Below are 20,117 nucleotides of genomic sequence, written 5' to 3'. Positions count from 1 at the left end.
ATGACGAATTGACTCTCATTTCACTTCGGAACAAAAAGGGAACGATATTAACAGTTTTGTCACATGCAGAGCCATCAGAAAGATACGTTTTGCCCTATGCCCATCTCCCGACCTGTCCTCGATGATCTTCGTGATCGCATCTCACGCATAGAAGGCGTGGCCCGTCGGGGAAAAGCCACCCTGCCCTTTGGTGTGCCGGCTATCGATACCTGCTTGCCAAATGGCGGACTGGCGATGGGTGCGCTCCACGAAGTCGCAGGTGGCAGCACCGGGGCGCTGAACGGTGCCGCGGCGTCACAGTTTGCCGCCGGTATCGCGGCCCGCCTCACCGGCAAGGTCGTGTGGTGCGTTAGTCGTAAAGGCGTGTATCCGCCCGCACTTGAACAGGCTGGTCTCACACCCGATCGCATTATCTTCGTTGATGCGGTCGACAATGACGCCCTGCTGGCGGTGTTCGAGGAAGGCCTGCGCCACGGTGGCTTCAAGGTGGTGATCGGCGAGGTCACAAGGCTGGCTATGATGCCGTCACGACGTCTTCAACTGGCCGCCGAAACGACTGGGGCCATAGGTATCGCTATTCGCCGTTGGGACAAGGAGGCGGATGTCGCCGACTACGGCCACCCCAACGCCGCCGTAACACGGTGGCGCGTGACGGCGGCACCTCCAGGCCCAAGTGTTGAACCGGGGTTGGACAGGCCCCGTTGGTATTTGGAACTTTTGCGGTGTCAGGGCCGCCAGTGTGCAGATTTTGAAGTCGAGGCGTGCAATGAACAGGGTCTTATCTCTATACCTTCCGACCTGGCCAACGGACAGGCTTCGGAAGGTTTTGGGCGAGGCTGGGCCGTCTCCTGACACCCCGCTCGTCCTAAAAGGTCTCATCGGCCGCAAGCGTGTTATCCTTGCCGCCGATGATTTTGCCCTGCGCCTCGGGCTGCACGTGGGCATGGAGATCAGTAAGGCCCAGACCCTGGTTGAGCACCTGACGGTTATGGATGCAGACCTCAAAGCCGATCTGACAGGCTTGGAAAACCTCGCCCTGTGGGCACTTCGGCGCTACTCTCCAATGGTTTCGGCCGATCCGCCGGATGGTTTGGTCATTGAGATCATGGGCGCAGCGCACTTGCACGGTGGCGAAGAGCCCATGCTGGACGGTATGATCGAAAGCCTGAACGGCTTTGGGGTCACGGCACGTATTGCGGTTGCCGACACATGGGGCGCCGCCCATGCTCTGGCGCGATATGTCGCCAATCCTATCTCGGTGGCCACGCCAGGTGAAAGCGCGAGCCCGCTTCTGCCCTTGCCGATTTCGGCATTGCGATTGTCCGCAAGCCTTGTTAGCGACCTGCGTGCGCTCGGTTTCCGACATATCGAAGATCTGGTCGCACAGCCTCGCGCCCCTTTGGCCCTACGCTTCGGTCCAGACCTAGGCCGCAGATTGGATCAAGCCTTTGGCCGCTCGGCAGAGCCAATCGATCCTGTGCGCCTTGAAGAGATAATAGAAGTTCAACGGGTATTTGCTGAACCCATCAGTGCGGCAGAGACGATCGCCAAATATATCGGCAAGCTAACTGTTCAAATATGCGACCGTCTGGAGAGCAAAGGTCTTGGGGCTAAGCGTCTCGACCTGTTGTTGCACCGGACCGACAACAAGATCGAGGCCATTCGCGTCGGCATGGCCAGACCTGTGCGCGACTTGAAACGCCTGACACGCCTGTTGTGCGATAAGATTGAGACCGTTGATCCGGGTTGGGGCATCGAATTGATGCGTCTGGCCGCAACCGAAGCCGAACCTCTCAACCCCAAGCAAATGATCTCCTCCTTGATCGAGGAGCCCGACATTGAGGTGACGAGCTTTATAGACACCATCGCCAACCGGCTAGGATCAGCCAAAATCTATAGCATGGCACCCGTCGCCAGCGATGTGCCCGAACGCGCTGTCAAAAAAGTCGCCCCCAACTCCGTAGCCCCTGGCCTTGGCTGGCCCAAGCATTGGCCACGCCCCGCAATGCTGTTGCCCCGGCCCTCACCCATTGAAACCATGGCGCTTCTACCTGACCACCCACCGGTCAGCTTCACCTGGCGCGGCCGGCGCCACCGGGTTCACAGCGCCGATGGCCCCGAACGGGTATCCGGGGAATGGTGGAAGCGCGATGCCGAGATCGGCGCCATCCGCGATTACTTCCAGGTCATGAACGAAGCTGGCGAACGCTTCTGGATCTTCCGCGCCGGTGACGGCGAGCACATGGAAACCGGATCGCAAAGCTGGTTTCTGCATGGATTCTTCCAATGACGACGGCCTATGCCGAGTTGCAATGCACGTCGCATTTTTCCTTCCTGCGCGGCGCCAGCTCGTGTGATGAGTTGTTCAATAAAGCCAAGGCGCTCGGCATTAGCGCCCTGGGCATCGTTGATCGTAACTCCCTCGCCGGTGTGGTCCGCGCCTATCAGGCGGCTAATGCTACCGGGGTGCGCCTGATCGTCGGATGCCACCTGGACCTGAAATGCGGCACGTCCATACTGGTCTATCCTACCGATCGCGCGGCCTACGGTCGGTTATGCCGTCTTTTGTCGGAAGGCAAGAAGCGCGCCGGCAAGGGTGAATGTGAACTACAGTGGTCAGATGTCGAGACTTGGTGCGAGGGCATGGTTGGCATTCTCATACCCGACGAAGCCGACGATATCTGCGTGTCGAATTTACGAAAGCTGAAAGCCGCCTTTGGCGACGATGCCTATCTGGCACTCACCTTACGCCGCCGCCCCAACGATGCCCGTCGCCTGACCCGCCTTGCCAATCTGGCCGCCTCGGCGCGCGTACCCACCGTGGCCACCAACGATATCCTGTTCCATGAACCGGATCGGCAGATCCTTCAGGATGTCGTCACCTGTATCCGCCATGGCTGCACCATAGATGAGGCCGGCTTTCGCCGTGAACGCCATGCCGACCGCTACTTAAAGCCACCCGAAGAGATGGCCCGTTTGTTCAAACGTCATCCCGAAGCTGTGCGCCGTACCTTGGATGTCGTGGGGCGCTGTCGCTTTTCCATGGCGGAACTGGTCTATCAATACCCTGAAGAGAAGACGATGCCGGGGATGACCGCCCAGGATGCGTTGCGCCAACTGACGTGGGAAGGTGCTAAGCAACGCTATCCGCAGGGCGTGCCCCGCCAGGTTGTCGATATTTTACGTCATGAACTGACCCTTATCGGCAAGCTGGAATATGCGCCCTATTTTTTGACCGTGAATTCGATCGTTCGGTTTGCGAGGTCGCAAGGCATTTTGTGCCAGGGCCGCGGCTCGGCGGCCAACTCCGCCGTCTGCTATGTTCTCGGCATCACGTCGATCGACCCCTCACGCAACGACATGCTGTTCGAGCGCTTCGTTTCAGAAGAGCGGCGCGAACCGCCCGATATTGATGTCGATTTCGAGCACGAACGGCGTGAGATCGTCATTCAGTGGATATACGAAACCTATGGCCGTAACCATTCCGCCCTGACGGCGGTTGTCACCCGCTACCGCCCCAAAAGCGCGTTGGCCGATGTCGGCAAGGTCCTGGGCTTGCCTGAAGATTTATTAAGGTCGATGTCCAAACAGATTTGGGGGTGGAAAAGCGACGGCCTGCAGACCGATCAGTTCAAGGATATGAATCTCAATGACACCGATCGCCGGCTCAGGTTAGCGCTCTCCCTGGCCAGCCAGTTACTCAACACCCCGCGCCACATGTCCCAGCATCCTGGCGGCTTTGTTCTGACCCAAGACAGGCTTGACGAGCTTGTGCCGATCGAACCCGCTGCCATGGAAGATCGCCAGATCATCGAATGGGATAAAGATGATATCGACACGTTGAGGTTCATGAAGGTCGATGTGCTGGGCTTAGGGATGCTCGGTTGCATGAAGCGCGCCTTTGATCTCCTCAAAGAGCATAAAGAAATGGACCTCGATCTCGCGACGATCCCGGCCGAATGCCCCCAGACCTACAAGATGATCAGTCGGGCCGATACCTTGGGCACCTTCCAGATCGAATCCCGCGCGCAGATGTCGATGTTACCGCGCCTCAAGCCCCGCGCCTTTTATGATCTGGTGATCCAGGTCGCCATCGTCCGCCCTGGCCCCATTCAGGGCGATATGGTGCACCCCTATCTGCGGCGTCGTGAAGGCAAAGAGAAAGTGGTTTTTCCGACACCAGAGCTGGAGCGCGTTCTGGGCAAAACTCTGGGCGTACCGTTATTCCAGGAGCAGGCCATGCGGGTGGCGATCGAATGCGCCGGTTTTACCCCCGGCCAGGCCGACATGTTGCGTCGGGGTATGGCGACGTTCAAGGAAACGGGCGGCATTTCTGAATTTCATGAACCCATGATCAAAGGGATGATGGAACGTGGCTATGATGCTGAGTTTGCCGAAAAGATTTTCAGCCAGCTTCAAGGCTTTGGCAGTTACGGCTTCCCCGAATCCCATGCCTATTCTTTCGCGCTGATTGCCTACGCCTCGTGCTGGATAAAGCGCTGGCACCCTGATGTGTTTTGCGCCGCCCTCCTCAATGCCCAACCCATGGGCTTTTACGGTGTCGCCCAAATTGTCACCGATGCCCGAAAACATGGGGTCGAAGTCCGACCCATATGCGTCAACACCTCCCGCTGGGACTGCACCCTTGAGCCCACAGACCGCCCCGGTAAATTCGCGGTCCGGCTCGGCTTTAGAATGGTCAAGGGTATCGCAAACGCCCACATGGCAGCGCTTTTGGCCGTCAGATCCGAACGGCCCTTCATATCGATTGAAGATATCTGGTCGCGGGCGAAAGTTCCCTTGCCCGCATTGGTAAAGCTGGCCGAAGCCGACGCGTACCTCTCCGCATTGGGCGTTGAGCGGCGGAAGGCCTTGTTTGCCATCAAAGGGTTGGGCGACGAGCCTCTGCCGCTTTTTGCTGCGGCCGCCGCCCGTGAAGGAGGTCATGTCCCGGAAATCCATGAACCTGTCGTGTATCTGCGCCCCATGAAGGCCGGCGGCGAAGTCGTTGAAGATTATGGCAGTGTGGGCCTGACGTTACGCAATCATCCCGTTTCTTTCCTGCGCTACGACTATGTGAAGCGCGGCTTCCTGACGTGCAAGGCGGCCAATGAGGCAAACGACACCAGATACGTTCAGGTCGCAGGTATGGTGATGGTCAGGCAGCGGCCCGGCTCGGCAAATGGCGTCACCTTCATCACCCTAGAAGATGAGACCGGCATCATCAACGCTATCGTTTGGGAAAAGACTTTTGACCTGCATCGCAGTATCGTCATGTCGGCCAAGATGCTGCTGATCTCAGGCCAGATCCAGCGTGAGGGTGACGTGGTCCACCTGGTCGCGCGCAGTCTGGCCGATCTGTCGGCTGATCTGTCAAGCATTGGCGAACGCGATACACCCTTCCCCCTTCCCCACGGTCGCGGCGACGAATTCCATCACGGCGGCTCCGGGCAGGATTCACGGGTCCGTGCCAAATCTCCACCATCGCGCGACGCGCATTCTGGTCTATTGGCCCCAACGGCCCAAATTGATCCGCGTACCCGCAACTTCAAATAGGCTACAGACCTGATTTTGGGAGCGTCAGGTGGGCACCAGATTCGTGTGAAACGGCCAAACAACGTGACTTGCATTGGCGGGCCCATTATACCACAATAAGGCGAGTTTTGACCCTTGCGACCGCCTTGAGATTGGCGAGGCCCCTCGGCAGCCCATGGCGCCATCGCCACAAACGTCCACCTGATTTCCCGCAGACAGTCATCACCAGGGGATAGAATGCACACGCAATTTCAGGACAGCGACCTGATCGAAGATGAAATCGCCGTTGCGACGCGAAACCTTTTTGCTGAAATAACGAGCGTCGACACCAGGCTTCAAACGTTGCAGAACTACACTGACGAGAACGTTCTCTACCGCCTGACGCTTATAGCAGAGGCCAAACTGATACCCCACCGTGCCGGAGAGTTAGAGGCTTTGACCAAAGCTTGGCACAGCAAAGACTTTGACATGTTCAAAAGATTGCTCGTCGCCTACCATGAGCGAAGGACGGCCTATGTGCCGCAGCTTACGAAAATGATCAATGCGATGGCGGATCGCATAAACGCCCAGGCCACAGCCTCTGGCATTCCAGCCAAGGATTTGATGACTTACCGCGCTCAGTGAATGCCTGCGATCGGCACCGCCGTCTTGGTCACGGTACTATAAGGCTGATTTCTCTTGAAACTGACTCGCACATATTCTACCCTCAGGGGAATATTCGACAATTAACCGTTTAAAGCGCGGCCGGAATTGTGGGTGACAGCACCTGCGATATAGCGACGGAACGATACATGAGGCGATGGATCAACCGTTATGCCCGCGATTCAAAGGCGCAACGTGATGCCCAAACGAGAGATAAAAATTGAACGGGTGTACGAGCATATAAAGATGCTCATTAAAAACGGTGCCTACCTTCCGGGCGAACACGTAGATATTGATGCGCTCAAAGATCAATTAGGAGTGAGCATTCAACCCGTTCGCACCGCCCTCTACATGCTGGCGCGCGAAGGATTTATCGAAGCCTTCCCAAATGAAGGCTTTAGATCTGCACGCATTACCGAGCCCGACTTGGAAGACCTCTACACAGTCCACGTCTATCACGTTGACCTCAGCATCAAACTAATTGCATCGAGTGGATTAGTAATTGCCCAAGCCCCCGCTCTTCTACCCACCACAGGCGGGGCCGCGGACATAGATCTCGTCGCGGCGACTGAACATCTGTTTTCTTCCATTGCCCTTGCGTCCGGCAATACCTCCCTTAAGCATTATGTCGCTAATGAGATTGATCGCCTGCACGCCGTCAGAAAATTAAAGGGCCAGCTATTACCGGATTGGTCCAGTGAATACGACGAAATGGCTTCTGCCTGGTTACGGGCGGACTATCAGGATTTTCGGCGGCTGCTCAATGAGTATAGGCAAGTTCGCAAGAACATAGCATCGCGTCTAGTTCGCCTTCTGCACCAACGCACCTGATTGCCAGTGCAGGCCAGCCAATCAGTAAACTCTCCGTTACTGAAAATAACGTTCTGATATTGCATGATTATCATCAGATTATTCTCACTGAATAAATTTATGATACTCGCTCCCCGGCATTATGATTTCTCGGTCATGGCTAATCATGACTTCCCAGCAGAGGAGAAATCACCATGGGAAAAATTATCGCCACTAACCGCGACATTGAGCAGTCGTGCGAAGACATCATCGAACTGGGTACAGCCTCTATCGAAACCCAAGGCGGGGCACCCGGTGGCCCCGAGCCATCGAACCAGAAGGCGGCGATTGGCATTTCCGAAGACTAACCGGCAACAAGTGCGCAGGTCTGAGTACCTGCGTGCTTAACCCCATGGCGATCATGTCTTATTCTCCCGCAACCAATCTTCATTACTGTGAAATCGGGGAACGCCTTGTCTTTCTTGATGTGCAGGCAGATCGCTATTTCCAGCTCACACCTCCCCTCAAGACGGCCTTTCTCGACATCGTCGCAGGCCGTGACACTGAACCGAACATGTTGCAGCAACTCGTGTCGTCTGGGGTCCTGGTCAGTCAGCGCCAGGTCGCACGAGCGACCACAATGCCAATGTCCGTTACAGAAAGTCTGACGGAAAGCCACACTCGGGAGCGGGGCGATAGCTGTGCCTGGATTGAAGTCGCATATATGACCGGCAAGGCGATCCTGGATGTTAAAACAATCCCGCTTTTTCGACTTCTGGCGGGATGTCGAACGGATATTTCGCAGGCGCCGACCTGTAAGGGCCTCATCGACACCGCTTTAGATTTTAATGAAACGCGCCGTCTCGTCCCGTTAAAGCGGGTGTGTCTGCATGACTCGCTTGCGATGAAACGTTACTTACAGAAACGCCGTTTGGCCTGTCATCTCGTCTTTGGGGTCGCCCTAAATCCGTTTTCCGCGCACTGTTGGCTTCAAGCAGGAACAACCGTTCTCAATGATACCCTGGACCGAGCGGTGCGCCATACACCTATCTTAACCGTCTGATGCCAGCGGATTATCTTTGCATCGTCCCGCGTTCCGGCGTTTTTGACGAGACATTTCGTCAACACGAGATTGACCGGTGGCAAAAGCTTCATCTCCAGCTTGTCGTCGATAAGCCTAACGCACTCGTATTTGTGAGCACGGACCTTCCAATCTATCGACTGGCCTCGGGGCTCATCATTGGCCACCTCTTTGATCGCGCGTCCGGCGCATCACCTTCGCAGATGCTTCCGGTGACAACGATATCGGAAATTCTGAACCGTTGCTGGGGTAGTTATATCGCTGTGCTCACGTCAGATCGATCAGTGTCGGTCCTTCGAGACCCTGCCGGAGGCTTGGCGTGTTTTACGGCTGCAGCCCTCGATTTTACATACTACAGCTCGAACCTCGACTTCCTCCTCTTGGCCATAAAACGGAAAGTGCCCATCGACTGGGCTCAGCTAGGTCACCTTTTATTATACCCAGGGTTACGAACGCGACGTACAGCCCTTTTCGGGATTGAGGAAATACTGCCAGGCACGACCATCGAGCATAGTGCGAGCGAGACAGAAACCCGGACATCGTGGTCGCCCTGGTCTTTCATCCTATCCGATCCGGAAACAACACCCGTGCAGTTCGAAAGCTCGATACGGGAGGCTGTCGAACACAGTGTCACAGCCTGGGCGCGGGTAAGCGGTCAAGTCCTCATCGAACTTTCGGGCGGTCTCGATTCTTCTATTATCGCGGCTTGCTTGCTCGGTCATTCGCCGCCACCGTACTGTGCAAATCTCGTCACACCAGACGCCGGTGCGGATGAACGCCGGTATGCCCAGCCAATGGCAGAGCAACTCAATGTGCCGCTTCGCACCTTGTTCCTTCAGCCTGCGGCTGTCGAAGTCCCTCCCCCTTTGAGACAGTCCCTCCCTTTGCCTGGCATTGGGGTGCTTCAATCGGCCGTCGACATCCTGCTAGCGGCAGACGCCAAATTCATTGGCGCTGAATCGTTCTTTTCCGGTGGCGGGGGTGACAATGTCTTCTGCTACTTACATACGGCGGCTCCAGCCACCGATGCGCTGCGAACCTTTGGTCCGGGGCGGACGTTTAATACGGCCCTTCTCAATCTGACTCGTCTCCACGATTGTTCGTATTGGACGGCCCTGAGACTGGCGGTAAGGAAGTATTGGCGAGGATCTACCTGGGCGACAAAGGTTTCAAGCCGGTTTCTGATCACCGACAGCCCTCCCCTGCTACAATCGCATCCATGGCATGACGCTCCGCAGAGTGCCCTTCCCGGCAAGCGCGAACACGTCATGGCCCTCATCCGCGCGCAAAACCTTTATGACTTGCAGGAGCGTACGCAAATTGGACCGATGCGATATCCGCTACTCTCACAACCCGTCATGGAGGCCTGCCTGCGGGTGCCTACATGGTTATGGATCGAGGGGGGACGCAATCGGGCCATCGCCCGAGAGGCCTTCGCCGACCGTCTGCCGCCCCTTGTCGCTCATCGCAAGACGAAGGGCGAGTTTACCGGTTTCTGCGGGGAAATCTATGAGGCCCGCAAACCGTTTCTTAGGGACTTTCTCCTCGGCGGCCTTCTGGCACAGCAGGGGCTACTGAACTGCCCGGCCATTGAGACCTACTTATCGCGTGCGACGCCGGCGAGAGATATCGGGTTTTGTGAGTTGCTTGACCTCACCGGCGTCGAAAACTGGTGCCGCCAGTGGGCCGATGCACCTTGCCATTCATAGCCAGCGTTTGAACCACGCAACCTGGCGCTCTGTGGCATCACGGACATGGCGTGGATTTGACAGCACATGTCCATCCGCCCAGTAGGTGTCGAGTTCAGCGGGCACGCCAGCGGCTTGAAGCGCCAGGAACGTTTTTTCCATGGCCGGAAGGGCGACGTCGTATTCGCCGTATAACAGCAAGGTCGGTGTCTTATACTGTTTCAGGTTATAGAGCGGACTGTTGTTCAGGTAATGATCGACACCGCTGACCGGATCGGCGCTATAAGCATAAGGCACATGGGGGGCTTCGAGGTATAACCTGCGGGCCTGCACGATCGCTGGCGCGCAATCCAGATATCGTATTTCCGAAGTGACAGCCAAATCCGTCTCGAAACTGTCAGGAAACGCAGAGGCTGCCACGATCGCCTTGAAACGGTCGGTCTGTGCGCCCAAAGCCAGAGCTGCGTAGCCACCATTAGAATGACCAAGAAAACCATAACTTCCGGTTTTAATGTCTTTTCGCCGGTCCAATGCATCGAGCGCCGGCAGGATTTCCCTCGGAGCCATTTCAAAGGGCTGATTATACGCTACGGCATTTTCAACCGGAAACGCAGCATGGAAGACCGCAAAGCCTTCAGACAGCAGCGCCTGAAATAACCAGCTTGCGCTGCTGTTGGGCCGGCCGAGACGCGACTGAAAGCCAGGCGCGGACTGCGGGTAGGCGTAAACCACAACTGGCGGCAGGGTGTGGCTGTCAGGATGAGCAGTTGGCCAGTACAATATACCTTGTCGTCCCGTTCCATCTCGGGCCGTATATGCGACGGCTTCTCCGACAGGACGACGCACATTGGCGAAGTTTTGGTTGCAGGCAAACAGGACTGCGGCCCTGCCAGAGGCCATCCTTCGTACCAATCGCGTGTCCGTGTCTCGCTCTTCGACACACAAGGTATCTGATAGTGCAGGATGCCTGAAGCTTGTGACCGTATCCTGCGAGAATAACGGCTCAGGCACCCGATGAATTCCGGTCTCGGACAGGCGATATCGCCAGGGATCTTTGCCGCCCGCCACGAACACCATCGTCATCCCCGTAAGTGTGAGACTGGACTCATCTACCTCATCTATCACCGTAAGCTTTTGACCGCATGTGGAGACAATGCGCATTTGCTCCCCGGTCAAGGCAAAGATGAAGGCCCCGACATGCCCCGCCTGCCCGCCAACATCGCGCCCAAGAGGCGATGCCGCCCCGGCTTCGGATAGCTTTTCCCAAGCCTCTCTCGCGGCTCGGTCAGAAGGCGTCGCTGCCATGCAGTGTGCGTTGATGACCGCGTCGAATGGAGACAGCGCTGGCGTCATTGTTGCAGATACCGTCCGCCCCGCAAGAGCCGCTGACCAAACCGCACTATCGCCGGGCTCAGGTGAATATGCGGTCCGACTGGGCACGGCCAATCGCTTGCTGTCCGGCGACCATGCCGGCGCGAAGATGGAGGCCATTCGACCGACACCTTTGAAGTCTGTTGTTGTCTCTTCGCCTGTCGAGAGCGACAGTATTGATAGCCCCAACTCAACACGGGTGTCTTCATAGCCCCCCGCTGTTTCACCTAGAGGCGCTGACATCGGGGTTCCCGGTCGCAATGGCGGACGCCCAACGGCGCGTATGATAGCCGCGCTCGTCGCATCAGGAGCGATTGACACCATCCTGATATCGCCACTTGCCCAGACGGATACTTTCTTCTGAGGCAGTGACAGGCCCACCATGGAAGATCCGATTCCACAGGTCTGACGGCTATCTGTTTGCCAACGTCGCACGGAGAGACCTCCGTTGACGCTCTCACTGGCCGTCCGCGCCGCGATTTCACTCATCACCAGGGTAGAAATAGGTCTCGGCTGATAATAGCCGGCCGTGGTTATAACCACGAGCCGCGTGTCATCCAACCACAGTATCTCCGACGATGGTACGCCCTGCCTTGTAATCGGCACTGACAATTCCAGGCTATCCGGCAAAGGTGGTGACCATAGGTGGGCCCCGCTACGCCCACAATGGATCTGAACGGTCACTTGCCCGTGGCGATCAATTTTTGCAATGGCCAAAAATTTTCCGGAGGGGGAAAAAACGGGTGATACGTACCAATCCGGTCCTGTCGTGATAGCGACCAATGACCCATCGCGGTTATGGACCCAGACGTCGCATCGCGGCGTGATGAGCGTATCTCCCATGGCGTAAAACCCATCCGCCGCGAGGGGGCGTTGGATCAGAACGGCCCATCGGTCACCCGTCGGAGAAAATACCAGATCTACGATTGCCTGTCGTTCAAGGTAATCATCGATAGAAAACGGACGGGTGGCGGCAAGCGGAATGGCCGCCGAAACCCGGCCACCCCATACGCCTGCCGCCATGCCCGCCAACAGGGCACGCCGATGCATCTGTGTTGCTCCAGGCCGTCGACTAAAAGCGATGCCGGAGCGTCACGGCGATAAATCGTCCGACCGGTGAGGCGGTCGTGCCGTCATAATACAGACCGGGATAGTTCGCCGCCGCGCCGCGGGCTATCGGCGGATCGCGGTCAAAGAGGTTTGTGACGGCCAATTGCAGTTCGGTCCGATGATCCCCGCGCAAACGCCATCCCGCGATGAGGTCAACGGTTGTCCATGACGCGATACGGGCATTGGGGGTTACACCTGTATCAATCGCGTCGGATATGTAATTGACCGTGCTGCCTATCCTCCAGCGCGGCCCCTCCCAAGTAAGGGCTGACACGATGCGGGTTGATGGCGGGTAAAACAAGGTTCCCGTAAGCGTCTGCGCGGGGTTCCCCGGTAGGGTAGCCTGATTTATGGTCATATCGGTGATCGACACGCTGGCATCCAGAACCCCAGTCGCAAAGGTCAGGCGCTGGTTCGCACGAACATCAAATCCTGAAATCTGCTGGTTGCTGGCGTTGACCCAGCGATCTTTGAGGATGGCGAGGGTTCGCCCCACACTGTAGCTGCCACCCGAGAAATTATAAAACTGCCCGCCTCCGGTCAGAGACGCCATTGAGGTGGCCTGCTCTTGCGCCGTGGGGTTCATAATCACGAAGGTCGCATAAGCCGGGTCAGACAAAGCCGCCCCCAAGACACTGATGGGGACGACGACCCGATCCTTATAATCGATATGGAAGTAGGTCACAGAAACCTTAAACCCTGACAGTTCTGTTGCCCAATCGACGCCGATTGTTGATGAGGTCGCTTTTTCCGGCTTCAGGTCAGGGTTACCGCCATATTCGATCAGCGCGGCCCGTGTGGTGTCGGTCGATCCGACGCTCGTGGCGGCGTAGTAGTACACATTGCCGGCGGCGGCTGTCTGATTGAAGTTAGGTGTCTTGAAGGATTTGCCCCAGGTCGCGCGTAAATTCAAACGCGGCACGGGTACGTAACGCACACCGAATTTTGGGTTGGTGGTGTTCCCGAAGTCGCTATAGCTTTCCGTCCTGACAGCGAAACTTAAATCCAGACTGTTCAGGCCTTTACGGTCAGATGGCATGACGAGCGGTGCCACCGCTTCGGCATAGGCAAAACGAATGTCACGCTTTGCCCCTTCTTCCAGATAGCCGACGTACCGGTAAAAATCATGTCGATATCCCAGCCCCGCTGCCATCCGTACCGGACCGCTAGGCAGATGAAGAAGTGTACCTGATGCGCCTACCTCCGCCGACGTGGTCCGGTTTGTCCAATTGTCTACGGAGTACCCCCATTCCGAGTCGGTGCCACGTTTGTCGGCCGCATCGGCGTGGCTTACGTCTAGGGATATCCGCCAGTCGCCGGAAATCTCCATGTCAGCGCCCAGCGCCATATGCGCCGTTTGAGATTCTGTGTGGTCAATATAAAGTGTGCTATCCGGAAAGGTCTGCTGCAAGGAGCCTGACTGCGACCTGGATAGGAGGCCCTGTCCTCGCAGCGTCAACCGGTCCGAAACGCTATGTTCGCCAGCGAGAAAAATCGATGTCCTCTCATCCTTCCGCACGAGGCTATTCACCGGGACAACTTCAGAGGTAAGCTCACGATCCGAGGCAAGGATGGGTTGTTGCGTTCTATACTGCGCGCCGACCATTGCAAACCCGTTGGTCCATGTCTTGCCAGCGGTGACATCATAGGCTTGCTCAAAGCCGCCGCCTTGTGTCGCACCTCCCAAACGCGCCCCTACTTCCGTTTCGTCTAAATCCTTGCGCAAAATGAAGTTCACAACGCCTGCCACCGCATCAGCACCATAAACAGCGGACGCCCCATCTGTCAGGATTTCAACACGCGACAAGGCGGCCAGCGGTATCGCCGATACATCTGGCGCCTGAGTGTAGGCGTTGCCAGGCAGACGTTTGCCGTTGAGGAGGACCAATGTGGCATCCGAGCCCAGCCCCCGTAGGTCGATAGTCGAGCCGTTGGTGATATTGGATTGCCCTTGGCGTGGGCTACCCGCCTGAACACCGGGGTTCTGACTGCCCCCGAAAACTTCGGTTTGGGCGCGCAAAAGGTCACCGAGTCGGCTGAATGCCGAACCCTCGATTTCGGCGCGCCCAAGTTGTTTTAGAGGCGATGTGGGCGCGACGTTCCGCAAGCGGGTCCCCGTTACGACGACCTCCACCGGATCACGTTCGGTCGCCGCTCCCACTGCGGGCTCTGGGCGAGTAGACGCTTCTTTTAAAACCTTGATCCGAAGAGAAATAGTCTTTGACGTAGCGTTAGCGATTTCTAGATCGGTTCCGTCTAAGAGCTTTTTCAATGCATCGCTAGGTGTGAAATTGCCTTTTAGCGTTGATGTCTGAATCTTTGCCGCAACATCGAACGGCGCTGTTACAGCGATCCCGGCTTGCTCGGAAAACGTCTGTAAAGACTTCGTAGCTGGCCCTGATGGAATATCGAAAGTTACCTGTGCGGTCTGCGCTGATGAAATGGGCGGCGCCACTGTGAGACCGACCAGGAGTGGCAGCGCTGAGAGACGGCAGAAATTTTGGGCGAACACTATCGCTGCGCCGGACACATGGCGCTTCAACCATTTGTTTGACATGAATTATCCCCTGATGGGCTGAACCAATCAGCCCTTCAGGGTAAATACAAACGACCGTCGCAAAACTGACATTGCAGATCAAAGGAATTTTGAAATAACATATTCACCAGATGCGGACCTTGTGACTTTGACATTAAACGAAGCTGCCAACGTATCCAGAAATTCCTTGGGGTCGTCTGTACTCCATGGTCCGGTAGCCAAAAGACGAATATTTCCTAGTGATTTGTCACGTATTGTGATTTTTGTGATGAGATAGCGGTTATATTCCTCGACCGCTTGCGCCAGTGTTACCCCATCAAAAGCGAGTTGCCCGGTGCGCCACAACGTTGCTTTTTGAAGTTCGGACGACGCTACGGGATGTATTTGCAAACCAGCGTTCTCCATCACCACTGCATCACCCATGTGAACCGATTTCACCTTACCAACTGCGGTCGTCACCTCTGCATCGCCATGTAAAACAGTAACACTTAGGGCATCGCCCTGCCTTCGTAGATTATATTGCCCCTCTGTTAAGGCAATCACTGCCCACCCCTCAGCTTTGACAGTTATCGGTCTCTTCACCTTGCTGGCTACCAATGCAGCCTCGCCGCGCTCAAGCCACACCTCATGCTTCGCCGCTCCAAATCTCCAAAGGACCTTGCTGTCGGTGTTGACGTCCAGTTTACTGCCATCGGGAAGAGCTATCTGTCGTCGCTCGCCGACCCCCGTCTCGATGCTCTGTTTGGCATTGGCGACCAAAGCCCCAGTCCCCACCAGACCTGCGGTGACGGCTCCGGTCAATATCACGAATAATCTGCGCCGGTTAAGGGCACCCCGACCAGGCTTAGTTACTTGTTTTAGCTTTTCGGGGCCTCCACGCCGCATCGCCTTATCATCGTTTGCGGCGGTCCGGGCTTGCGTGATGCCATCCATTTCCTTGAGAATTTTTCGAGCTATACGCAACGGCTCAATCGTCGCATCGCTATCACATATGGCCAACCAAGCTTCCATGTTGCGCGGATCGCGCAACCACCTGTCAAATTCAACTTCGTCGACCACGCCGACCGCGCGCTGTTCAAACCAGTCTGCCGCGACCTCTAATCGAGCCAAGTTACTATCAGTTTCTGACACGGAAGCTGCGCCTCAATCGAGATTTGCTCTTAGGGATATCATATGAAGAAAGGCTCGGTGAGTCCATTCAACGGGCGAGAGGTTGGTTCGCTCACTAAGATTGAAGAAACCAAAGCTTTCCAATAGACAACTGAAAAGATGTTTTCAGCATCGATAGTACCACATTAATGTACAGGATGTACCCTAACAAGGTTCTTAAAGCTTCAATTGTCACCCCACGGTTGGTTTTCCCTTTTCGAAGGTCAGATTACCCTTTCAGTATGGCTAAAAATCCGCTGGAAATCGAGTTTGGGAAAATCGTCATTGAGCGACGTAACGCTCAGGGGTGGAGCCAGGACGATCTGGCGGAGAAATCAGGCCTCAGCAGAAACACGATTGGTAGAATAGAGCGCGCTGAGACCAGCATCACAACGAATAACATTACCGCTCTGGCAAAGTCCTTTGGTGTTGATCCTGTTTTTCTGTTCCGAAGAGGCGGACCTAATGATCCTATGTTGACGCCGCTGGCATCCACGGTTGTCAGCCGAATCCTCAAATTTTCCCATGATGATATCGAATGGTTGAACGACTTGTTCAAACTTCTCGAAAAGAAAATGCCATAAAGTGCTGTGAGAATCTGGCTCCTCAAAGATCACTGGCCCGCTTAATCATTTCGGACTTCAAAGTCTGCGTATAGTACGATGCCATAAGCTCGACGAGCATCGCCCTCCCCCGTTTTACCTGGCGATGAACTACGGATTCCTTTGTTCCGAAACGTCGCGATATTTCCCGTACGCTCATGTTCTCTATCGTGCGGAGTATGATGACGTTACGAATTTGCGGGGGTAGTCGGTCTATCGCGCCCTTAACAATTGCTATGCCTTCCTTTGCTTCAAGTATCTGAGTAGCATCAGGTCGATCTAAAGCCAGGGCCATGGTTTCGAAATCGGGCAAGGGTACAAGTGACACTACCTGCCTCCGGCGCCAGATGTTTACGCACCGATTGTATATTGCACGCATCAAGTACATTCGGGGTGCTGGTATCGCCTTCCATCGATCGTCTGACATCAATTCTGCGATGACATCATGAACGATATCCTCGGCCATATGCGCTTCGCCGAGCATTCGTCGCGCAATATCAAGATATGCTGACCTGTGGGCCAGCACATGCGCGCGATACCAATGCCCCATGTCCGTTACTTGGCTCATGTGCGCGTCACTCCGACAAATAAGCTTTCTTGGAACGTGAAAAACAGGCTGAGGCGGGCGCCCCTTGGAACCCACGGCCGCGCCATGACTACTTTCGGTGTGTAATTCAGGGTCATTAGCACCACCATAATGTACAAAATGTACCTTATCAAGGTTCTTTGCGTTCCATTTGTACCTTAATAGTTGGTTTTCCGCCTTCACCTGTCGCGCTAACCTTTTGGGATGGCTAAAGATCCACTGGAAATCGAATTTGGGAAGATCGTCGCGCTGCGACGAAAGGCCGAAGGCTGGAGCCGGGGAGATCTGGCAGAGAAATCCGGCTTTATTGTACAAACGATTGGTAAAATCGAGCGGGCCGAAACGAGTTTAACCACGAACAATATTAATGCCTTAGCTAAAGCATTTAAGGTTCATCCCGCTTACCTATTTAAGATCGACGCAAACGACCCAATGCTGTCGCCACTCGCGTCAGCACTCGTCAATTTAATCCTCGAACTTTCAACCGATGAAATACGTCACTTAACCGCATTTTTGAGGACCAACCAAAAGAGAATGCGCCAATAAACGAAAACCTAAAGGTGGTTACTTAGTGAGCGAGATGCGGAGTGTTTGATCCTCGATTGGTTAGAGGGGTGGTAGGCCGGCAGCGGCGCGCGCCCTATTGAACTCGGCATAGGTAATGACAAGAGACAAGGGCCGGTCTTCCAATTGGAAGGCGCCGTATCTGCTATACCATTTGGCGGCAGCCTCATCCTTGGCATCAATTAACAACGCTGTCCCACCGACTTCCCGCGACGCCTTGATGCAGCGTTCAACGGCGTTCGCCAGGAGATGACCGCCGAGGCTTTGCCCCTGATGTTTTTTCGATACCGCCAGTCGTGCAAGGCGGTATCCACTAAGGGCATGATGCCCGCCGCCGCCGGGTCGAGCCGCCAAAGGAACGTGATGAAGATCTATCTGTCCAGGACTGATCGTATAAAATCCAAGGATGGATTTACCGTCAGCGTCATCAATCGCACAGTATGTTTTTGCCGAACCGCTTTGATGCGACTGACGGGCATATTGCGCAATAAAAAGGTTTAGATCCGCCTGACCGCAGTCAAACCCTTTACGGTCGTGATCTTTATCAATGGCTAGTTCATGCCAGGTCGGAAAGGTCGTCAATTGCCCCGGCGCCCCTTTAGAACGGCGACCATATTCGCATTCGGTTCACGCGGATTATCAAGGAGATCAAGTACCTTCTCCGTATCACGTTCTGACAGCGCAATGTGCTCAGCACGCTCGATCACAGAATTTGCCGCATTCAACGCATTGCGCAGCATGAAATCTTTTAGCGTAGTGTGTTCGAGCGCTGCCGCGCGCAACAGACGCGCTTTCTCCAATGGCGGAATTTCCATTGTGAATCTTGGGTTGCTCTCATTACTTACTCTAGGCATGAGACGATACTCTTATGTGACTTCAATACACATTAGATCGTGTTTTTGATGGATTTTGTCAAGGTATAGGAATTGAAAGCGTATCGTAGCTATATGAAAATGCACAAACGTTGGCATGGCGCAGCGAAGCGCGCTTTTGTCAGCGGGGTACATACACCCATCGAAATGGACGTTTGTTGGACGCCACAGCTCATGGACACCCTCCGGTCCAATTGGATACTTTGAAGGCTAGGATCATGGTATCTTCGGCATCGAAACCCTTCTATTCAAATGGGCCGTTTTGGGGTGATAAGGTTGATGGATATTTCTGAGCAAGATGAGCCGACCGATGAGCATGTGATGTCACTCCCCGAGTCGTTTAGTATTTCAATTGATGGATGGACAACGGGCGACGAAGTCGATGCGAGAGCATTTGCGAATAGCCTGTTGAATTTAACGCGCGAACTGTCCACGATTCTTGATCTCAGCCGCCTGAAGGCGCTCATTGTAACAACTGATTACAACGCAGCGACCGCATCAACCAGCCATGGCGAGCTTGTAGGCCCGGGTGAACCAACAGACAATGAGTACGGCACTGGATTGGCGATGGCGCGCAACGTCATCATTGACGAAGACATATGGAGTGAAGTGGTAATTTATGTTGGACTTGTGCAGAATATATTTTCGCAAGGCCACGAGTCCCAGCCTGCATCTTTATTGACATTCGTTCACGAGCTAAGGCATGTCCACGACACCAGGGTGTTCTCGCGTAGCTATCCTGGCGGGTGGCAATCTGCTTTACCGCGCGACGGCCGCGATCGAAATCTCCAGCCCATTGTTAATCCTCTCCAATCGGAATATTGCGCGCAGCGCGCAGCCGCTTGGGCGGCACCTGCGGACGGCCTGCACCTGATCAATATGCTTGAGGGTCCGCTCCGTGACCTAGAAGAGCAGATGGAGGCTGCCCGGACAGCGTTTTTCGTTCACGACAATCTTGAGCTCTTCTGGGAAAGCGTGGCGGGTCGCCTGAAATTCCTCTTTCAATGTCTTGGTTACGCTTTAGGTCATTACGATTACATAGAACAAAATATCGATGAACACCCTGCCCTTTACGAAGAATACCGGCAGCGATTAGACGCGCTCAAAAACCTGCCGAGCGGATGGTTGATTGAGGCGAGCCAAAAATCGGTTGAACCCTTTTGGTCCCTCGATGCATGGACAGGAATGGAGATTTATGACGAGGTTGAGGGCATCCTTGAGCGCCTCTTGAATGGCTTTGGCGTAAGAACCAGCGTCTGGGAACATGGCATTTGGATCGAGGTCGACAGGGAATGGACTGGGGCTGGGGAAAGCGCCGATTGATTATAAACCCGTCCCTCGCTGCGGCTGGAAAAAAAACGCCGGTTCCGCTTTCAGCGAGGCAAGCCGTTCCCATAAGAGTACGGCCGTTTGACCCTATAGGGCACCGCGCTGCTTGGCCTCCTGAACCGCCTGCAGACTTAATATCGCTGTGATCGCGGGAGTGCCGATTTGATCTGCGACCGCCCGGCCGTCGATGTCATACGTGAATTCGCCAACCCTGAAGTTCGCCAAATTGCGGAGGTCTTTGCGCACAGCCATTGGCACGTCGC

17 protein-coding genes and 1 pseudogene are annotated in these 20,117 nt (G+C 55.3%); 12 read left to right on the top strand and 6 right to left on the bottom strand.

Annotation, left to right across the window (positions count from 1 at the left end):
• Positions 1 to 96 precede the first annotated feature (96 nt).
• The 8 genes and pseudogenes from IE102_RS08920 (at position 97) to IE102_RS08885 (ending at position 9,756) form a co-directional block, all read left to right on the top strand.
• The gene (locus IE102_RS08920) at positions 97 to 852 is read left to right on the top strand and encodes an ImuA family protein (RefSeq protein WP_189486164.1); all 756 of its coding nucleotides are present in this window, start codon (positions 97 to 99) and stop codon (positions 850 to 852) included.
• Between the two features lie 91 nt (positions 853 to 943).
• A complete protein-coding gene (locus tag IE102_RS08915; RefSeq protein ID WP_268247472.1) occupies positions 944 to 2,290 on the top strand; it encodes a Y-family DNA polymerase in 1,347 nt (448 codons plus the stop codon).
• A pseudogene (locus IE102_RS08910) lies at positions 2,287 to 5,453 on the top strand (error-prone DNA polymerase); the annotation flags it as partial. The gene IE102_RS08915 and the pseudogene IE102_RS08910, both read left to right, overlap by 4 nt.
• A gap of 319 nt (positions 5,454 to 5,772) precedes the next feature.
• A complete protein-coding gene (locus IE102_RS08905) occupies positions 5,773 to 6,159 on the top strand; it encodes a hypothetical protein (protein ID WP_189486161.1) in 387 nt (128 codons plus the stop codon).
• A 189-nt stretch (positions 6,160 to 6,348) separates the two neighbouring features.
• Positions 6,349 to 7,008, top strand: a complete 660-nt coding sequence (locus tag IE102_RS08900) for a GntR family transcriptional regulator (RefSeq protein ID WP_189486160.1) — start codon at positions 6,349 to 6,351, stop codon at positions 7,006 to 7,008.
• A gap of 173 nt (positions 7,009 to 7,181) precedes the next feature.
• Positions 7,182 to 7,334: a benenodin family lasso peptide gene (locus tag IE102_RS08895; protein WP_189486159.1), complete on the top strand. Its 153-nt coding sequence runs from the start codon at positions 7,182 to 7,184 to the stop codon at positions 7,332 to 7,334.
• 44 nt (positions 7,335 to 7,378) lie between these two features.
• On the top strand, positions 7,379 to 8,029 hold the full coding sequence (locus tag IE102_RS08890) for a lasso peptide biosynthesis B2 protein (RefSeq protein ID WP_189486158.1): 651 nt from the start codon (positions 7,379 to 7,381) through the stop codon (positions 8,027 to 8,029).
• 605 nt (positions 8,030 to 8,634) lie between these two features.
• Entirely contained in the window at positions 8,635 to 9,756 is a 1,122-nt protein-coding gene (locus IE102_RS08885; protein WP_189486157.1) for an asparagine synthase-related protein, read from the top strand.
• Here IE102_RS08885 and IE102_RS08880 read toward each other — a convergent pair.
• Entirely contained in the window at positions 9,751 to 11,349 is a 1,599-nt protein-coding gene (locus IE102_RS08880; protein ID WP_189486156.1) for an alpha/beta hydrolase family protein, read from the bottom strand. The two genes, IE102_RS08885 and IE102_RS08880, sit on opposite strands and share 6 nt — an antisense overlap.
• Before the next feature lie 555 nt (positions 11,350 to 11,904).
• Between IE102_RS08880 and IE102_RS08875 the strand changes: the two genes are divergently transcribed.
• Positions 11,905 to 12,210 carry a hypothetical protein gene (locus IE102_RS08875; RefSeq protein WP_189486155.1) on the top strand — a complete coding sequence of 102 codons (306 nt, stop codon included), beginning with the start codon at positions 11,905 to 11,907 and terminating at the stop codon, positions 12,208 to 12,210.
• Here the strand turns inward: IE102_RS08875 and IE102_RS08870 are convergent.
• Both IE102_RS08870 and IE102_RS08865 read right to left on the bottom strand, forming a co-directional pair.
• Positions 12,179 to 14,773: a TonB-dependent receptor plug domain-containing protein gene (locus IE102_RS08870; protein ID WP_189486154.1), complete on the bottom strand. Its 2,595-nt coding sequence runs from the start codon at positions 14,771 to 14,773 to the stop codon at positions 12,179 to 12,181. The two genes, IE102_RS08875 and IE102_RS08870, sit on opposite strands and share 32 nt — an antisense overlap.
• Before the next feature lie 78 nt (positions 14,774 to 14,851).
• The gene (locus IE102_RS08865) at positions 14,852 to 15,883 is read right to left on the bottom strand and encodes a FecR family protein (protein WP_189486153.1); all 1,032 of its coding nucleotides are present in this window, start codon (positions 15,881 to 15,883) and stop codon (positions 14,852 to 14,854) included.
• A gap of 260 nt (positions 15,884 to 16,143) precedes the next feature.
• Between IE102_RS08865 and IE102_RS08860 the strand changes: the two genes are divergently transcribed.
• The gene (locus IE102_RS08860; protein ID WP_189486152.1) at positions 16,144 to 16,485 is read left to right on the top strand and encodes a helix-turn-helix domain-containing protein; all 342 of its coding nucleotides are present in this window, start codon (positions 16,144 to 16,146) and stop codon (positions 16,483 to 16,485) included.
• A gap of 22 nt (positions 16,486 to 16,507) precedes the next feature.
• Here the strand turns inward: IE102_RS08860 and IE102_RS08855 are convergent, their stop codons facing one another.
• Positions 16,508 to 17,071, bottom strand: a complete 564-nt coding sequence (locus tag IE102_RS08855) for an RNA polymerase sigma factor (RefSeq protein ID WP_189486151.1) — start codon at positions 17,069 to 17,071, stop codon at positions 16,508 to 16,510.
• Between the two features lie 222 nt (positions 17,072 to 17,293).
• On the opposite strand from IE102_RS08855, the gene IE102_RS08850 reads away from it, so the two are divergent.
• Entirely contained in the window at positions 17,294 to 17,635 is a 342-nt protein-coding gene (locus IE102_RS08850; protein WP_189486150.1) for a helix-turn-helix domain-containing protein, read from the top strand.
• A gap of 60 nt (positions 17,636 to 17,695) precedes the next feature.
• On the opposite strand, the gene IE102_RS08845 is transcribed toward IE102_RS08850, so the two are convergent.
• Together IE102_RS08845 and IE102_RS08840 are read right to left on the bottom strand one after the other, a co-directional pair.
• Complete coding sequence (locus tag IE102_RS08845; protein WP_189486149.1) at positions 17,696 to 18,235, bottom strand: GNAT family N-acetyltransferase; 540 nt, start codon at positions 18,233 to 18,235, stop codon at positions 17,696 to 17,698.
• Positions 18,232 to 18,468 (bottom strand): type II toxin-antitoxin system TacA family antitoxin, encoded by a 237-nt coding sequence (locus IE102_RS08840; protein ID WP_229807659.1) that lies wholly within the window; start codon positions 18,466 to 18,468, stop codon positions 18,232 to 18,234. Before IE102_RS08840 ends, IE102_RS08845 begins: the two co-directional genes overlap by 4 nt.
• 336 nt (positions 18,469 to 18,804) lie before the next feature.
• On the opposite strand from IE102_RS08840, the gene IE102_RS08835 reads away from it, so the two are divergent.
• Entirely contained in the window at positions 18,805 to 19,848 is a 1,044-nt protein-coding gene (locus tag IE102_RS08835) for a hypothetical protein (protein WP_189486147.1), read from the top strand.
• The last annotated feature ends 269 nt before the right edge of the window (positions 19,849 to 20,117 follow it).

Source organism: Asticcacaulis endophyticus (assembly GCF_014652575.1).
Classification (GTDB): Bacteria; Pseudomonadota; Alphaproteobacteria; order Caulobacterales; family Caulobacteraceae; genus Asticcacaulis; species Asticcacaulis endophyticus.
This window is presented reverse-complemented; position numbering and strand designations above follow the sequence as displayed.

Bases quoted from the DNA above. Each gene is read 5' to 3' on its own strand.
- IE102_RS08920 (WP_189486164.1), top strand. From the start codon at position 97: ATGCCCATCTCCCGACCTGTCCTCGATGATCTTCGTGATCGCATCTCA.
- IE102_RS08915 (WP_268247472.1), top strand. From the start codon at position 944: ATGGAGATCAGTAAGGCCCAGACCCTGGTTGAGCACCTGACGGTTATG.
- IE102_RS08905 (WP_189486161.1), top strand. From the start codon at position 5,773: ATGCACACGCAATTTCAGGACAGCGACCTGATCGAAGATGAAATCGCC.
- IE102_RS08900 (WP_189486160.1), top strand. From the start codon at position 6,349: ATGCCCGCGATTCAAAGGCGCAACGTGATGCCCAAACGAGAGATAAAA.
- IE102_RS08895 (WP_189486159.1), top strand. From the start codon at position 7,182: ATGGGAAAAATTATCGCCACTAACCGCGACATTGAGCAGTCGTGCGAA.
- IE102_RS08890 (WP_189486158.1), top strand. From the start codon at position 7,379: ATGGCGATCATGTCTTATTCTCCCGCAACCAATCTTCATTACTGTGAA.
- IE102_RS08880 (WP_189486156.1), bottom strand. From the start codon at position 11,349: ATGTCAGCGCCTCTAGGTGAAACAGCGGGGGGCTATGAAGACACCCGT.
- IE102_RS08875 (WP_189486155.1), top strand. From the start codon at position 11,905: ATGGACCCAGACGTCGCATCGCGGCGTGATGAGCGTATCTCCCATGGC.
- IE102_RS08870 (WP_189486154.1), bottom strand. From the start codon at position 14,773: ATGTCAAACAAATGGTTGAAGCGCCATGTGTCCGGCGCAGCGATAGTG.
- IE102_RS08860 (WP_189486152.1), top strand. From the start codon at position 16,144: ATGGCTAAAAATCCGCTGGAAATCGAGTTTGGGAAAATCGTCATTGAG.
- IE102_RS08855 (WP_189486151.1), bottom strand. From the start codon at position 17,071: ATGAGCCAAGTAACGGACATGGGGCATTGGTATCGCGCGCATGTGCTG.
- IE102_RS08850 (WP_189486150.1), top strand. From the start codon at position 17,294: ATGGCTAAAGATCCACTGGAAATCGAATTTGGGAAGATCGTCGCGCTG.
- IE102_RS08840 (WP_229807659.1), bottom strand. From the start codon at position 18,468: ATGGAAATTCCGCCATTGGAGAAAGCGCGTCTGTTGCGCGCGGCAGCG.
- IE102_RS08835 (WP_189486147.1), top strand. From the start codon at position 18,805: ATGGATATTTCTGAGCAAGATGAGCCGACCGATGAGCATGTGATGTCA.